The organism is Streptomyces sp. NTH33, assembly GCF_003236365.1.
Lineage (GTDB): Bacteria > Actinomycetota > Actinomycetes > Streptomycetales > Streptomycetaceae > Streptomyces.
In genome coordinates this window covers 1-654 of record NZ_POTZ01001062.1, presented here as the reverse complement: position 1 = coordinate 654, position 654 = coordinate 1, and the positions used below count along the sequence as shown (strand labels likewise).

1 protein-coding gene is annotated in these 654 nt (G+C 70.9%); it reads left to right on the top strand.

The window, feature by feature from the left end:
* Positions 1-174 precede the first annotated feature (174 nt).
* Positions 175-600: an OsmC family protein gene (locus C1I97_RS38470; RefSeq protein ID WP_111007413.1), complete on the top strand. Its 426-nt coding sequence runs from the start codon at positions 175-177 to the stop codon at positions 598-600.
* The last annotated feature ends 54 nt before the right edge of the window (positions 601-654 follow it).

The following is a 654-nucleotide window of genomic DNA, read 5'->3' as shown; positions in this document are numbered from 1 at the left end:
GGGGAGCGGGCCGCCTGACAGGACCTGACAGCAGGGGGTGATTCGCCGGACCGTCCGGCAGGTCGCGGCCCGTTCCCCGGGTCCGCGCGGGGCGAATGTGATCGGATGGTGGGTACGGGACCCGGCAACGGGATCCTGGCCGAAAGGTCCCCAGTCGAAAGGCAAGGAAGAACCGTGGCAACCACGCGCACCGCTCACACCGTCTGGGAAGGCAACCTGCTCGAGGGCAACGGCGTCGTCACCTTCGACTCCTCCGGCATCGGCCAGCAGCCGGTGTCGTGGCCGTCGCGCGCCGAGCAGGCGAACGGGAAGACCAGCCCCGAGGAGCTGATCGCCGCCGCCCACTCCAGCTGCTTCGCCATGGCGCTGTCGCACGGCCTGGCCGGCGCCGGCACCCCGCCCACCAAGCTCGAGACGAAGGCCGACGTCACCTTCCAGCCGGGTGAGGGCATCACCGGCATCCACCTCAGCGTCGAGGGCACGGTCCCCGGCATCGACAACGACGCGTTCGTCGCCGCCGCCGAGGAGGCCAAGAAGAACTGCCCCGTCAGCCAGGCCCTGACCGGTACGACGATCAGCCTGGACGCGAAGCTCGCCTGACGCGAGACGTACGCACGTCCCCTGTCCCCCGTCCCCCGTCCGCCGATGCCGCAC